Here is a 14292-nt window from a genome sequence, read left to right on the forward strand (position 1 = left end):
CGAATACCGAGGAGGCTCCATGGCAGCGGACGCACTCATCGTCGTCGACCTGCAGAACGACTTTTGCCCGGGCGGCGCGCTCGCGGTGGCCGGCGGCGACGAGATCGTGCCGCTGGTCAACGACCTGATCCGCCACACCGAGCACGTGCTCCTGACGCAGGACTGGCATCCGGCCGGCCATTCGAGCTTCGCCTCCAGCCATCCCGGGCGGCAGGCGTTCGAGAGCATCGACATGCCCTACGGCCAGCAGACGCTGTGGCCCGACCATTGCATCCAGGGCAGCAAGGGCGCCGCATTCCACACCGGGCTGGCCTGGAGCAAGGCCGAGCTCGTCATCCGCAAGGGCTTTCGCCCCGGCATCGACAGCTACTCAGCCTTCTTCGAGAACGATCGCCTGACCCCGACCGGCCTCGCCGGCTACCTGCGCGAGCGCGGCATCGGCGCGGTCACGCTGGTCGGCCTGGCGACCGACTTCTGCGTCGCCTATTCGGCGCTCGACGCGGTGAAGCAGGGCTTTGCCACCACCGTCCGGCTCGACGCCTGCCGCGCGATCGACCTAAGCGGCTCGCTGGACACGATGATCGGCAAGATGCGCGACGCCGGCGTCACGCTGATTTGAACAACCGCTTTTGTGGGGCAAGCGGCGTCCGCGCCGGGACTGAGGGGACATTCATGAAATTGCTGCGATTGGCTGCCGTGGGTGCGGCCGGTCTCTATCTGGGTGCCGGCCCTGCGCTGGCGGCGGAGGACGGACTGCCGGGCGCCGCCATGTCGCTGTGGTGGGCGTTGCCCTTCGTCGGGCTGCTCATCTCCATCGCCACCGGCCCGCTGCTCTACGCGCATTTCTGGGAGCACCACTACGGCAAGGTCACCGCCGCCTGGGCGGCACTGGTCATCCTGCCGCTGATGGCGGTGTTCGGCGTCGGCATCTCGGCCGAGGCGGTGCTGCACACGCTTTTGCTCGAATACATGTCCTTCATCATCCTTCTGTTTGCACTGTTCACCATCGCCGGCGGCATATTGGTGGCCGGCAACATCCACGGCACGCCGCTGGTCAACGCGGCACTGCTGCTGATCGGCGCGCTGCTCGCCTCGGTGGTCGGCACCACCGGAGCCTCGATGATCATGATCCGGCCGGTGATCCGCGCCAACGACAACAGGCCGTTCAACGCCCACGTGGTCGTCTTCTTCATCTTCCTGGTGTCCAACATCGGCGGCTCGCTGACCCCGCTCGGCGATCCGCCGCTCTTCGTCGGCTTCCTGCGCGGCGTCGACTTCTTCTGGACGACGGCCAATCTCTGGCGCGAGACGCTGCTTGTCGGCGGCATCGTGCTTGCCGCCTTCCTGGCGCTGGACTGGATCCTGCACATCCGCGAGAAGGGCCAGCCGAAGATCAAGGACCCGACGCCGGATTCCAAGGTGCGCATCCGCGGCCGCGCCAATTTCATCCTGCTCGCCGGGGTGATCGGGGCGATCCTGTTGTCGGCGTCGTGGAAGCCGGGCGTCGCCTTCACCATCCAGGGCGTCGAACTCGAATGGCAGAACCTGGTGCGCGACGCGATCATCCTCGTGCTCGCCGTCGTCTCGCTGCGGGTGACGCGGAAAGAATACCGCGCCGCCAACGGCTTCTCCTGGGGGCCGATCCTGGAGGTGGGCAAGCTCTTCGCCGGCATCTTCGTCTGCATCGTGCCGGTCATCGCCATCCTGCGCGCCGGGCTCGACGGCGCCTTCGGCCCGCTGGTGTCGATGGTGACCACGGCCTCCGGCGCGCCCAACGACCTCGCCTATTTCTGGCTGACCGGGGCGCTGTCGTCCTTCCTCGACAACGCGCCGACCTATCTCGTCTTCTTCGAGCTCGCCGGCGGCAAACCGCAGGCGCTGATGACGAGCTTCGCCTCAACGCTGGTGGCGATCTCGGCGGGCGCGGTGTTCATGGGCGCCAACACCTATATCGGCAACGCGCCCAACTTCATGGTCTACGCCATCGCCCGCGAGCGCGGAGTGAAGATGCCCGGCTTCTTCGGCTACATGCTGTGGTCGGGCGCGGTGCTGATCCCGACCTTCCTGATCGCGGGGTTCGTGTTCTTCCGGTGAGCCAGGACGTGAGGGCCTGCACCCCCACCCCTGACCCCTCCCCACAAGGGGGAGGGGGATTCCACCCCGGCTGCCGCACCGGGGGGCCGCCAATGCGTCTGTGCGCCCTGCCTGTGGCAGTCGGACCGAGGCGCTTGCCGTCCCCCTCCCCCTTGTGGGGAGGGGTCAGGGGTGGGGGTAAGCTCGCAGGCGCACCTGCCGCTGGATAAACTCAGCTTCGGTTGAAGGCAGTTCCTCCCCTACCCCACCCCCACATAGCGCCTGACGAGTGCCGGATCCTCGCGCAGCCGCGCGACATCGACGGTCTCGCGGTTGCGGCCGTTCTCGATGAAAGCCACCCGGTCGGCGACCGGCAGCACTGCATCGACGCGCTGCTCGACCAGGATGGTCGAGACGCCGAGCCCGCACAGCCTGCCGACAGTCTCGCGGACCCTGGCGATCATCGACGGCATCAGCCCCTCGGTCGGCTCGTCGAGCAACAGCACCTCGGGCTCGAGGCAGAGCGCACGCGCCATGGCGAGCATCTGCTGCTCGCCGCCCGACAGCGTCCCCGAACGCTGGCTCAGCCGCTCGCGCAGCACCGGGAAGAGGTCCAGCACGGCCTTGCGGGTCGATGCGCCCTTGTTGCGCGCGTTCAGCCCGATCTCGATGTTCTCGGCGACGGTGAGTTCGGCGAACAGCCGCCTGCCCTGCGGCACGTAGGCGACGCCGGCCCTGGGCACCTCATGGGCCGGCAATTCGGTGAGTTCCCGCCCGCCCAGCCTTATCGATCCCGACCGCGCCCGCACCAGCCCCATGATCGCCTTCAGCGTCGTGGTCTTGCCGGCGCCGTTGCGGCCGAGCAGGCACAGTACCTCGCCGCTGCGCAGTTCGAGGTCGAGCCCATGCAGCACCTGCACCTCGCCATAGAAGCAGTCGAGGCCCTCGATTGTCAGCGCGGCACTCATGCGCCCGCCTCCTGCGCCGTGCCGAGATAGGCGTCCTGCACGTCCGCGTTCGCGCGGATCTCGGCCGGCGTGCCTTCGGCCAAGATCCTGCCGGCGTTGAAGACGGTGATGCGGTGGGCGAGTTCCATCACCACCGGCATGTTGTGCTCGATCAGCAGCACGGTCGCGTCACTCGCGATCTCGCGGACGAGGCCGATGAATTCGTCGATCTCGCCGTCCGACAGGCCTTGCGTCGGCTCGTCGAGGACGAGCAGCCGCGGTTTGAGCGCCAGCCCCATGGCGACCTCCAGCAGCCGCTGGTGGCCGTAGGCGAGCGCGCCTGCCTGCACGCCGGCGCGCGACGCCAGCCCGACCCGATCCAGCGCCTCCATGACGCCGTGCCGCACGGCGCCGCGCGAGCGGCCGTCGGTCAGCGTGCGCTGCACCGGCAGCGCGACGTTGTCGTAGGCCGAGAGGTTGGCGAAGACGCTGGTGATCTGGAAGGTGTAGGCGATGCCGCGCCGGACCCTGAGATGCGCCGGCATTTTCGTGATGTCCTCGCCATCGAAGACGATGGCTCCGGCGCTCGGCTCGTAGCGGCCGCAGACGAGGCTGACGAAGGTTGTCTTGCCGGCGCCATTGGGCCCGATCACCGCCCTGATCTCGCCGGGCTCGATCGAGAAGTCGACGCCGTCCACGGCGCGCAGGCCGCCGAAATGGCGCGAAAGGCCCCTGGTGACCAGCAACGGCGTCATGGCAGCCACCTCGCCCAGCGCTCGCGCATGCTGCCGAGCAGGCCCTTGCGGAAGAACAGCACGAGCAGGATCAGCACCGCGCCGACCACCAGCATGTAGGCCGAGGTGTAGCCGCTGGTGATGTCGACGACGTAATACATGAACAGCGTGCCGACGAGCGGGCCGAGGGTGGTGGCGGCACCGCCGAGCAGCACCCAGAGCAGCGGCAGGATCGAGTATTGCACCGAGGCGAAGGTCGAGCCGACATAGCCGAACAGCAGCGCGTAGGCCGCCCCCGCCGCCGCGCAGATGACGCCCGAGGCCACAACTGCCGCCAGCTTGTTGGCGAAGGTGTCGTAGCCGAGCATGCGCGTGCGCTCCTCGTTCTCGCGGATCGCCACCAGAACGCGGCCATGGCGCGAGCGCACGATGGCGAGTGTGGCGAAGAGGGCGACGGCGAAGAGCGCCACCGCCAGGAGGTAGCGCGTGCCGGGATTGGTGAGGTCGAGCGTGGCCGCGCCGAGCGTCACCTGCCGCGCCTGCTGCGGCAGCACCAGGCCCTCGTCGCCGCGCGTCCATTCGCCGAAATAGAGCGTCACCAGGTAGAACACCTGCGCGAACATCATGGTGACGATCATGAAGGCGACGCCGGTGGTCCTGAGCGCAAGCAGGCCGATGACGGCCGAGACCACCAACCCTGCGGCGATGCCCGAAGCGAAGGCCGCCGGCACGCCCCAGCCAAGGTGATAGAGCGGCAGGCCGGCGCCATAGAGCCCGGCGGCGAAGAACATGGCGTGGCCGAGGCTGAGCAGCCCGGCATAGCCGAACAAGAGGTTGTAGCCCATGGCGAAGACGGCGAGCACCAGCACGCGCGCCAGCACGGCGTGGTGGTATTCGGGGAGCACGAAGTTGAGCGCCAGCAGCGCCGCCACCACGGCGACATGCAGGCCGTAGATCTTTGCCGTCGAAGCTTCGGTCATTTCGCCGCCGTTCCGAACAGGCCCTGCGGCCGGAATACCAGCACCATGGCGACGACGAGGGTGGCGATGATCTTGGCCAGCGTCGGCGAGAAGAACACCGAGACGATACCGTCGGACACGCCGATCAGCAGCGCCGCCACCACCGTGCCGCGCAGCGAGCCGAGCCCGCCGATGATGACGACGATGAAGGACAGGAGCAGCGGGTCGAGCCCCATGAGGTAATGCGCTTGGCTGATCGGCACGATCAGCACGGCGGCGACGGCCGCGAGCATGGCGCCGAGCGCGAACACCGCGCCGTAGACGCGGCCGACAGGGATGCCGAAGGCCTGCGCGGTCTCGCGGTCATACTGGGTCGCGCGCATCACCAGGCCGATGCGGGTGCGGGTCAGCACGAACCAGGTGGCGAGCAGCAGGAGTGCCGAGGCTGCGATGATCGACAGCTTGTAGCCGGAATAGCCGAACCACGGCAGCTGGATGCGGTAGTTGAAGGGCGGCGCCACCGGCCGCGCCTCGGGGCCGTAGAAGGTGAGCGCGAGCTGCTGGATGATGTAGAGCAGGCCGATGGTGGCGACGATCGTCGCCTCCGGATTGTATTCGATGCGGCTGAGCACCAGCCGCTCCGACACCCAGGCAATGGCGCCGACGATGAGTGGCGCCAGCACCAGGGCAGCCGCGAAGCCGAGCGCCGGGTTGCCGCCGACGGTGGTGGTGATCGCCCAGGCGAGCACCGCGCCCAGCATGAAGAACTCGCCATGAGCGACATTGACGATGCGCATGACGCCGAACACCAGCGACAGGCCGAGCGCGGTCAGCGCCAGCACCGCGGCGGTGACGAGGCCTTCGAGCGTGGCGAGCAGGAGGTGGGGTCCGAAGGCCATTCAGGTGCGGCCTCTGGTGAGAGGATGCGCTCTGTCGCGCCCCCCTCTGGCCTGCCGGCCATCTCCCCCACAAGGGGGGAGATCGGCAACTGCGGTCTCGCAGCCAGTCTGCAACGTCCGCGATTGGCTGGCAGGCAGATGAAAGCCGATCTCCCCCCTTGCGGGGGAGACGGCCGGCAGGCCAGAGGGGGGTGTGAAGGAACTCAACCTATGGCACATTCGGCAGCGCTGATCACAACGGCTGCGTCGTGTAGTCCGCCTCCGGCTGGTACATGCCGTCCTCGATCGAGGTGCGATGCACGACCTTGAGCTTGCCGCCCTCGACCCTGGAGATGTTCTGGTGGCCGAAGACCTGGTGGATCTTGCCGTTGAAGATCTTGTCGCCCTGCGGATGCTCCGGCCCTTCCTTGAACTCCTTCAGCGCCTCGGTCGCCTCGACCAGCTTGGCGCGGTCCTCGGGGCCCTTGTAGCCCGAATCCTCCATCGCCTTCTTGATGACGTAGAGCGTTTCCCAGCAGCCGAACATGTGGGCCGCCGTCGATATGTCCTTGGGGTCGCTCACCGAGGCGCCGTTGTCGTCGATGCCGACGGCCTTGCGGTAGGCCTTCTGCGCCTCGCTGTCGTTTTCCTGGGCATAGCGCGGCGAACCTTCCCAGAAGTGGCTGCCGTCGAGGAACTCCAACCCCGGGCTGTTGATGTCGACGGCCTCGAGCGAGTCGATGAAGCCGAACAGCTGCGGCTTGTTCGAGCCGTAGAACTCGCCGAGTTCCTTGACGAAGGTGAGCACGCCGGGGCCGACCATGACGTGGTAGAGCACCTCGGTGTCGGCGGGGATCTGCGGCAGGTATTTGGTGAAAGAGCTCTCGGTCGGCGGGATCGGGATCTGGGCGACCACGTCGCCGCCCTGCGCCTTGATCGCCGGGGTGAAGTAGTCGCGATGGTCGTAGCCGAAGGCATAGTCGGGATAGATCATCGTCACCTTCTTGCCGAGGTTGGCCGCGACCCAGGGCGCGACCGAGGTGACCTGCGAACGGACGTCGGTGATGCCGGGCTGGAAGACCCACCGGTTCAGCTTGCCCGAGGCGACGTGGTAGCCCTCGCTGACCACGTAATAGGGGATCTTGAGCTCGCCGGCCGTGGGTGCGGAGCCGACGACGACATGGCTGAACAGCGTTCCGTAGACGACGTCGGTCTTGTGCTGGCTGGCGAACTTGCCGACGACTTCGGCGCCGCGCTTGGGGTCGGTGCCGTCGTCCTCGACGACGATCTCGACCGGCCGCCCGTTGATGCCGCCGGCGTCGTTGATCAGCTTCACCGCCGCATTGGTGGTCTTCTCGTACCAGCGGCCATAGGCGGCGCCGATGCCGGTGCGGTGGGCCTGGAAGCCGATCCTGATCGGCGTGGAGGACTGTGCCTGCGCATAGCGCACGAAGCCGGGAGCGGCCATCAGGCCCGCGCCGGCGGCGATGCCCTTGAGCGCGCCGCGGCGCGAGATGCCTTTCTTGCCGAGGTCGAAGAAGCGATTGCTGTCAGTCATGCCTGTCCCCTTGTCGCGCGTTTTGACCAACGATCGTGCGGGTTTGACGCCCTGCCCGGCCTTGGCGACCGGGCTGAAAATCGCATGTGTACAAACTAGATCACCAATCCGGAGGAGTGGCAATAGAGCCCGCCGCGAGCGGCTCCAGCGCGGCCCCGGTAGCGCCGCCAGCACCAGTATCTTCGCCGCCTGACCCAATGCTGCGCCGGCTATGCAATGGGCCGGCAGTTCCGCTGCGGCCCTGCAGGACAGGCGCCTGCGCCGGAGCTGCCGATCTCCCCTTGCGGGCGCGATCCGATCGCCCAGCGTCCGCGGCCTACACCTTCACCAGCTGCTCCACCCGGTCCTTCTCGCCGAAGATGCGCAGGTAGCGGGCGATCTCTCGCCTGTCGCCCGTCGCCTTGGCCGGGTTGTCGGAGAGCTTCACCGCCGGGCGGCCATTGGCTTCGGTAACCTTGCAGACCAGCGAAATCGCGTTGAGCCGGTCGGTTTCCCTCGGCGCGCAGCCTTCGAAGTCGTTGGTGAGGTTGGTGCCCCAGCCGAAGGACATGCGCACCTTGCCCTCGAAATGGCGGTAGGTCTCGATGATGGTGTCGACGTCGAGGCCGTCGGAGAAGATCAGGAGCTTGGACCTCGGGTCCTGGCCCTTCTTGCGCCACCATTCGACGATCCGCTCGCCGCCCTCGATGGGCGGGGCGCTGTCTGGGCGGAAGCCGGTCCAGTCGGCGACCCAGTCGGGCGCGTCGCGCAGGAAGGCCGCCGTGCCGAAGGCATCGGGCAGCACGATCAGCAGGTTGCCGCCATAGTAGCGCTGCCAGTCGCGCAGCACCTTGTAGGGCGATTGCTTGAGCTCGTCGACGCTGTTGGCCAGCGCGGCATAGACCATCGGCAGCTCGTGCGCGTTGGTGCCGAGCGCCTCGAGGTCGGTGTCCATGGCGAGCAGCACGTTGGAGGTGCCGGTGTACGCCTTGCCGATGCCCTCCTTCAGCGCCTCGACACACCAGCGCTGCCACAGGAAGGAGTGGCGGCGGCGCGTGCCGAAGTCGGAGATCTTGATGCCCGGCAGCTTCTTCAGCCGCTCCGTCTTGTCCCACATCTTGGCCTTGGCGCGGGCATAGAGCACGTCGAGCGCAAACTGGCCGAAGACCTTCATCGCCGAGCGCGAGCGCAGCTCGTTGATGATGGCGAGCGCCGGGATCTCCCACATGGAGGTATACATCCACGGCCCGGCGAAGGTGAGCTCATACTGTCCGTCGCGCTTTTCCAGATGGTATTCGGGCAGCTGGAAATCCTCCAGCCAGGCCAGGAATTCCGGCTCGAAGATCTGCTTGCGGCCGTAGAAGTTGTTGCCGCCCAGCCAGATCATCTCCTTCTTGGAGAAGCGCAGCGTGCGGGCGTGGTCGAGCTGCTCGCGCAGCTCGCCCTCGTCGATCTCTTCGGCGAGCTTGACCGAGGTCGCCCGGTTGATCAGCGAGAAGGTGGCGTCGACCTTGGGGTGCATGCCCCAGATCATCTGCAGCATCAAAAGCTTGTAGAAGTCCGTGTCGAGCAGGCTGCGCACGATCGGATCGAGCTTCCAGGTGTGGTTGTACACCCTTCTTGCGATGTCGGTCCTTGCCATGCTGCCCTTGCCCTCCTCGGCGCGACCGCCCTCAATGGCGAGGGTGTCGCAACCATGTCGCTAGATTTGAGATATAGCGCAGTGGCGATCAAGCGTCTGGCGACAAAAAAGCGGCGCCTGGCCCATGCCGGCGCTGAAGCGGCCCCGCAGCCTCGGGACCACCGGCCTTGCGTTCGGAGGCGCCTAGGCCATCGCCTTGCCGTCGGCATCGAACCTGTAGGTCCGGGCCGCGTCGGGCGTGGCGTAGAGTGTCGCGCCCGGTCCGGTCCGGTATTCGCCGAACAGGCGGATGGTGACCAGGCCGGCCTTTTCCGTTTCGAGGAAGACATTGGTGTCGGCGCCGAGATGCTCGGCATGCACCACCGTGCCCTTCCAGGCACCGGAGGTGTCGCTGACGGCGATGTGCTCGGGGCGGACGCCGACGGTCTTGACCGTCTCGCCGAGGCGGGCGCCGTCGATGAAGTTCATCTTGGGCGAGCCGATGAAGCCGGCGACGAAGAGGTTGGCCGGCTTGTTGTAGAGTTCCATCGGCGCGCCGACCTGCTCGACCCGGCCGGCATTGAGCACGACGATGCGGTCGGCCAGCGTCATCGCCTCGACCTGGTCGTGGGTGACGTAGATCATCGTCGACTTCAGGCGATTGTGCAGCTGGGCGATCTCGAGGCGGGTGTTGACGCGCAGCGCCGCATCGAGGTTCGACAGCGGCTCGTCGAACAGGAACAGCTTGGGTTCGCGCACCAGGGCGCGGCCGATGGCGACGCGCTGGCGCTGGCCGCCCGACAGCTCGGCCGGACGGCGCTTGAGATAGGGTTCGAGCGAAAGCATGGCCGAGGAGGCGGCGATGCGCTTGTCGATCTCGGCCGCCGGCGCGCCGGCCTGCTTGAGGCCGAGGCCCATGTTGTCGCGCACGGTCAAATGCGGGTAGAGCGCATAGGTCTGGAACACCATGGCGATGCCGCGCTTGGCAGGCGGTACGGCGTTGACCCGCTGGCCGTCGATCAGGAGATCGCCGGAGGTCGCGTCTTCGAGGCCGGCGATGATGCGCAGCAGCGTCGACTTCCCGCAGCCGGACGGGCCGACGAAGACGACGAACTCACCGTCCCTGACGTCGAGGTCGATGCCCTTGAGCACGTCGACCGGACCGAAGGACTTCTTCACATTCTCGATCTTGAGAGATCCCACAGGCAGTTCCTTCCTGTTAGAGCTTGACGGGGCGGCCGGTGCGGACGCTTTCGTCCGCGGCCAGGCACACGCGCAGCGATTTGACGGCGTCCGCCATGTGGCGGGTGAGGTCGATGTCCTCGCGGATGGCCTTCAGCACGAAGGCCTGCTCGCGGTCGCACAGGCCCTGATGGCCGGGCTCGTCCTTCATCGACAGATCCTGGTCGGCGTGGAGGAAATTGCCGTCCGCCCCGAGATCTGCGCGGTGCACCCGGATCATGTTGGTCTTGGTGTGGGAATCGACGTCGTCGGACCTGGTGGCAGCCTCGTTGACGACGATCGACACGCAGCCCCTGGGCGAGATCACGTCCTTCACGAAGAAGGCCGTCTCCGACATCATCGGGCCCCAGCCGGCCTCGTACCAGCCGATGGACCCGTCGGCGAAAAGCACCTGCAGGTGGCCGTAGTTGTACATGTCGGGCGCGATCTCGTCGGTCATGCGCAGGCCCATGCCGCGCACCTCGACCGGCTCGGCGTCGGTGATCTGGCACATGACGTCGAGATAGTGCACGCCGCAGTCGACGATCGGCGAGGTCGTCTTCATCAGCTGCTTGTGGGTGTCCCACTTGTGGGCGGATGACTGCTGGTTGAGGTTCATGCGGAAGACATACGGCCCGCCGAGCCCGCGCGCCTCGCCGATCAGCCGGATCCACGAGGGGTGGTGGCGCAGGATGTAGCCGATCACCAGCTTGCGGCCGTTGGCCTTGGCGCAGGCGACGACGCGTTCGGCATCCGCCACCGTGGTCGCCAGCGGCTTCTCGAGGAAGACGTGGCAACCCGCCTCCATGGCCATCACCGCATAGTCGGCATGGCTGTCGGAATAGGTGTTGATCGAGGCGACGTCGGGCTTCAGCTCGCGGATCGCACCCTCGAAGGAGCGCTGGATGCCGTAGCCTTCCATGCCCGCGGGCAGCGGCACGTCGGAGCGGTTGACGAGCGCCGCGATCTCGAAGCCCGGGTTGTTGTGGTAGGCGAGCGCGTGGCTGCGGCCCATGTTGCCGAGGCCGGCGACGACGACTCGAAGGGGCTTTTCAGTGGTCACTTGACTGCTCCGGAAGTGATGCCGCGGATGAGCTGCCGCGAGAAGAAGAGATAGAGGACCAGCACCGGCAGGATGGCGAGCGAAAGCGCTGCCAGCACCGCGTTCCAGTTGGTGACGAACTGGCCGATGAACACCTGGGCGCCGAGCGTGATGGTCTTGGTCTGCTCGGACGGGGCGAGAATCAGCGGGAACCACAGGTCGTTCCAGATCGGGATCATGGTGAAGACCGCGACCGTCGCCATCGCCGGGCGCACCAGTGGCAGGACGAGGCGGAAGAAGATGCGGTATTCCGAAAGCCCGTCGATGCGGCCGGCGTTCTTGAGGTCGTCCGACACCTGCTTCATGAATTCGGACAGGATGAAGACCGCGAGCGGCAGGCCTTGCGCCGTATAGACCAGGATCAGCGCCGTCAGCGTGTTGACCAGGCCCGAAGCCACCATCAGCTGCAGGATCGCGACCGTGCCGAGGCGGATCGGGATCATGATGCCCAGCGCCAGGTAGAGGCCCATCATGGTGTTGCCCTTGAAGCGGTATTCCGACAGGGCGAAGGCCGCCATGGCGCCGAACAGGAGCACGAAGAACAGCGAGGCGACGGTGACCGTCAGGCTGTTCTGGAAATACTGGACGAAATCGCCCTGGGCCATCACCGTCTTGTAGCCGATGAGGTCGAAGGTCTCCGCCGTCGGCAGCGTGAGCGGCGAGCGGAAGATCGCGTTGCGCGACTTGAACGAGTTGACGACGATGACGATCACCGGGAACAGCGCGATGACCGTGTAGGCCAGCAGGATCGCATGTGCGCCGACGGTGCGCGGCAGGGAGGAGGCAGCCTTGCTCATGACACCCTCAGAACTGGTAGCGGCGAAGCCGCGTCTGGATGAGGAAGAGGTAGAGGCACACGCCGGCGAGGATGATGAAGAACATCATCGAGGCGATGGTGGCGCCCATGTTGGGATCGCCGATCTGCAGCTGGAAGCCGAAGAAGGTGCGATAGAGGAACGTGCCGAGGATGTCGGTCGCGTAGTTCGGGCCGGCAAGCGCCCCTTGCGCCGAATAGATCAGGTCGAAGGCGTTGAAGTTGCCGACGAAGGTGAGGATCGAGATGATGCCGATCGACGGCAGGATCAGCGGCAGCTTGATCTTCCAGAACTGCGACATGCCGGTGATGCCGTCGCATTCGGCGGCCTCGATCACCTCGTCGGGGATCGACAGCATGGCGGCATAGATCAGCATCATCGGGATGCCGACGAACTGCCACACCGAGATCAGGCTGAGCGCTGTGAGCGCGTATTCCTCCTTGCCGAGCCACGGCACGAACAGGCTCTTGAGGCCGACGAGGTCGAGCAGGTTGGGCGCAACTCCCCAGAGCGGGCTCAGGATCAGCTTCCAGGCGAAGCCGACGATGACGAAGGACAGGATGGTCGGGATGAAGATCGCCGTGCGGTAGAAGGCCGAGAAGCGCAGCTTCGGGCTCGACAGAAGGGCTGCGAGCACGACGCCGACCGGATTCTGCACCAGCATGTGGATGATGAAGAACCAGGTGTTGTTGCCGAGCGCGTTCCAGAACGAGGCCGACCAGCGCGGATCGCCGAACAGCGTGCGGAAATTGTCGAGCCCGACGAAAACCGGGCTGTTGGCGACGTTGCGGAACAGCGAAAGCTGCAGCGTGCCGAACAGCGGCAGGATCATCACGGCGGTGTAGACCAGTACGGCGGGCGCCAGGAATACGGCGATATGCCACCGCGTCGGCCGTCTGTCTTGGCTATGCACCAGGCTTTGCTCCGACATGTCGAGTTCCTTGGTCCGGCCCCGAGGGGCCGTTGAAATGGCTGGCGAGGATGTACCCCCGGGCGGCGCTTCCCGCCATCATGGCCGCCGGAAGCAGTAGCGCATCTTCAGGTGCGCCAATTCAAGCCCCTTGACGAACCCGCGAGGTCCGAATTCGTGAGGGGATGGAGCGCGCCGCGAACGGCGCGCTCCTGCGAGCATCAAGCCCGCCGCATCACTTGGCCGGCTTGTACCAGCTGTCGAGGCCCTTCTGCAGCGCGCCGGCAGCGGCTTCCGGGGTCTCGGTGCCGTTGATGACGTTGGCCGACTTCACCCAGGTCTCGTTCTCGAGGTTCGGGGTGCCGCGCGACAGGATCTGGTAGGTCGAGCGGATGGTCGGCTTGCACTTCTCGCGCCACGAGACGAATTCCTGGGCGAGCGGGTCTTCCATCTTCACCGGCGCCGAGTTCAGGCTGAAGAAGCCCGGCAGCGCGTTGGCGTAGATGGTGGCGAATTCGGGCGACGCCACCCAGCTCAGGAAGGTCTTGGCGGCCTCGGCGTTCTTGCTCTTGGAGTTGAGGCCGATGCCGATGTCGTTGTGGTCGGAGATGTAGCAGGTGTCGCCCGCCTTCTTCACCGGCGGCGGGAAGGCGCCCATCTTGAACTGCGCCTGGGCGTTGAAGGTCGAGATCTCCCACGAGCCGGCCGGATAGATGGCGGCGCGGCCGAGGGTGAACAGGTTCTGGCTGTCCGGATAGGTCTGCGCCTCGAAACCGTCGCCGAGATAGGGCTTCCACTTGGCCAGCGTCGCCAGCGGCTCGACCCACTGCGGGTCGGTCAGCTTCTGCTCTCCCTTGATCAGCGCCAGGCGGCCTTCCTCGCCCTTCCAGTAGTTCGGGCCGATGTTCTGGTAGCCCATGGTCGCGGCTTCCCAGAGGTCCTTGGTGCCCATCGCCATCGGGATGTAGGTGCCGTCGGCCTTGATCTTGTCGAGGGCGGCGAAGAACTCGTCCTCGGTGGCCGGCACGGCGATGCCGAGCTTCTCGAAGGCGTCCTTGTTGTAGATGAAGCCGTGGATGACGGACGCCATCGGCACGCAGAAGGTGGCCTTGCCGTCGTCGGTCTGCCAGGCCGACTTGGCGACGTCGGTGAAGTTCTCCATGCCCTTCAGCGAGGTCAGGTCGGCCAGCTGACCCTTGTTGTAGAGTTCGAGCGAGGCGTCGAACGGACGGCAGGTGATGAGGTCGCCGGCCGAACCCGCTTCGAGCTTGGCGTTGAGGGCGGCATTGTATTCGGTCGGCGCTGACGGCGAGAAGGTGACCTTGATGCCCGGATTGGCTTTCTCGAACGCCGGGATCAGCTTCTCCTGCCAGATGGCGAGGTCGTCGTTGCGCCAGCTTTCGATGGTGAGGGTGGCTTCCTGAGCGAGAGCGACCCCGGCGGAACCGAGGATGCTGGACGCCATCAGAAGTCCAGTAAGCAACCTGTATTTCAT

13 protein-coding genes are annotated in these 14292 nt (G+C 66.3%); 2 read left to right on the forward strand and 11 right to left on the reverse strand.

The annotated features are described in order from the left end of the window. Positions 1-19: 19 nt before the first annotated feature. Together pncA and J2X50_RS19925 are read left to right on the forward strand one after the other, a co-directional pair. Positions 20-619: a bifunctional nicotinamidase/pyrazinamidase gene (pncA, locus tag J2X50_RS19920; RefSeq protein WP_429097641.1), complete on the forward strand. Its 600-nt coding sequence runs from the start codon at positions 20-22 to the stop codon at positions 617-619. Positions 620-672: 53 nt separating this feature from the next. After that, positions 673-2094, forward strand: coding sequence for a sodium:proton antiporter (locus J2X50_RS19925; protein ID WP_429097643.1), 1422 nt, complete (start codon positions 673-675; stop codon positions 2092-2094). Positions 2095-2333: 239 nt separating this feature from the next. Here the strand turns inward: J2X50_RS19925 and J2X50_RS19930 are convergent, their stop codons facing one another. From J2X50_RS19930 to J2X50_RS19980, 11 genes are all read right to left on the reverse strand, one after another. Continuing rightward, complete coding sequence (locus J2X50_RS19930; RefSeq protein ID WP_429097645.1) at positions 2334-3041, reverse strand: ABC transporter ATP-binding protein; 708 nt, start codon at positions 3039-3041, stop codon at positions 2334-2336. Further along, entirely contained in the window at positions 3038-3775 is a 738-nt protein-coding gene (locus J2X50_RS19935; protein WP_429097647.1) for an ABC transporter ATP-binding protein, read from the reverse strand. Before J2X50_RS19935 ends, J2X50_RS19930 begins: the two co-directional genes overlap by 4 nt. Next, on the reverse strand, positions 3772-4734 hold the full coding sequence (locus tag J2X50_RS19940) for a branched-chain amino acid ABC transporter permease (protein WP_429097649.1): 963 nt from the start codon (positions 4732-4734) through the stop codon (positions 3772-3774). The genes J2X50_RS19935 and J2X50_RS19940 overlap by 4 nt, the downstream gene beginning before the upstream one ends. Continuing rightward, entirely contained in the window at positions 4731-5612 is an 882-nt protein-coding gene (locus tag J2X50_RS19945; RefSeq protein WP_429097651.1) for a branched-chain amino acid ABC transporter permease, read from the reverse strand. Before J2X50_RS19945 ends, J2X50_RS19940 begins: the two co-directional genes overlap by 4 nt. Before the next feature lie 232 nt (positions 5613-5844). Continuing rightward, on the reverse strand, positions 5845-7149 hold the full coding sequence (locus J2X50_RS19950) for an ABC transporter substrate-binding protein (RefSeq protein ID WP_429097653.1): 1305 nt from the start codon (positions 7147-7149) through the stop codon (positions 5845-5847). Between the two features lie 316 nt (positions 7150-7465). Then, positions 7466-8770, reverse strand: a complete 1305-nt coding sequence (pncB, locus tag J2X50_RS19955) for a nicotinate phosphoribosyltransferase (protein ID WP_429097654.1) — start codon at positions 8768-8770, stop codon at positions 7466-7468. A gap of 183 nt (positions 8771-8953) precedes the next feature. After that, positions 8954-9952, reverse strand: coding sequence for an ABC transporter ATP-binding protein (locus J2X50_RS19960; RefSeq protein ID WP_429097655.1), 999 nt, complete (start codon positions 9950-9952; stop codon positions 8954-8956). A 16-nt stretch (positions 9953-9968) separates the two neighbouring features. Further along, positions 9969-11033: a Gfo/Idh/MocA family protein gene (locus J2X50_RS19965; RefSeq protein WP_429097656.1), complete on the reverse strand. Its 1065-nt coding sequence runs from the start codon at positions 11031-11033 to the stop codon at positions 9969-9971. Then, the gene (locus J2X50_RS19970; RefSeq protein ID WP_429097657.1) at positions 11030-11869 is read right to left on the reverse strand and encodes a carbohydrate ABC transporter permease; all 840 of its coding nucleotides are present in this window, start codon (positions 11867-11869) and stop codon (positions 11030-11032) included. Before J2X50_RS19970 ends, J2X50_RS19965 begins: the two co-directional genes overlap by 4 nt. Positions 11870-11876: 7 nt before the next feature. Continuing rightward, a complete protein-coding gene (locus J2X50_RS19975; RefSeq protein ID WP_429097658.1) occupies positions 11877-12818 on the reverse strand; it encodes a carbohydrate ABC transporter permease in 942 nt (313 codons plus the stop codon). Positions 12819-13032: 214 nt separating this feature from the next. Continuing rightward, positions 13033-14292, reverse strand: coding sequence for an ABC transporter substrate-binding protein (locus J2X50_RS19980; RefSeq protein ID WP_429097659.1), 1260 nt, complete (start codon positions 14290-14292; stop codon positions 13033-13035).

The sequence above is a fragment of the Aminobacter sp. BE322 genome (assembly GCF_050433525.1).
Taxonomy (GTDB): domain Bacteria; phylum Pseudomonadota; class Alphaproteobacteria; order Rhizobiales; family Rhizobiaceae; genus Aminobacter.

What these genes read in the sequence shown, in the direction of transcription:
- J2X50_RS19925 (WP_429097643.1), top strand. Translation starts at nt 673, where the DNA reads ATGAAATTGCTGCGATTGGCTGCCGTGGGTGCGGCCGGTCTCTATCTG.
- J2X50_RS19975 (WP_429097658.1), bottom strand. Translation starts at nt 12,818, where the DNA reads ATGTCGGAGCAAAGCCTGGTGCATAGCCAAGACAGACGGCCGACGCGG.
- J2X50_RS19950 (WP_429097653.1), bottom strand. Translation starts at nt 7,149, where the DNA reads ATGACTGACAGCAATCGCTTCTTCGACCTCGGCAAGAAAGGCATCTCG.
- J2X50_RS19935 (WP_429097647.1), bottom strand. Translation starts at nt 3,775, where the DNA reads ATGACGCCGTTGCTGGTCACCAGGGGCCTTTCGCGCCATTTCGGCGGC.
- J2X50_RS19930 (WP_429097645.1), bottom strand. Translation starts at nt 3,041, where the DNA reads ATGAGTGCCGCGCTGACAATCGAGGGCCTCGACTGCTTCTATGGCGAG.
- J2X50_RS19945 (WP_429097651.1), bottom strand. Translation starts at nt 5,612, where the DNA reads ATGGCCTTCGGACCCCACCTCCTGCTCGCCACGCTCGAAGGCCTCGTC.
- pncB (WP_429097654.1), bottom strand. Translation starts at nt 8,770, where the DNA reads ATGGCAAGGACCGACATCGCAAGAAGGGTGTACAACCACACCTGGAAG.
- pncA (WP_429097641.1), top strand. Translation starts at nt 20, where the DNA reads ATGGCAGCGGACGCACTCATCGTCGTCGACCTGCAGAACGACTTTTGC.
- J2X50_RS19970 (WP_429097657.1), bottom strand. Translation starts at nt 11,869, where the DNA reads ATGAGCAAGGCTGCCTCCTCCCTGCCGCGCACCGTCGGCGCACATGCG.
- J2X50_RS19940 (WP_429097649.1), bottom strand. Translation starts at nt 4,734, where the DNA reads ATGACCGAAGCTTCGACGGCAAAGATCTACGGCCTGCATGTCGCCGTG.
- J2X50_RS19980 (WP_429097659.1), bottom strand. Translation starts at nt 14,292, where the DNA reads ATGAAATACAGGTTGCTTACTGGACTTCTGATGGCGTCCAGCATCCTC.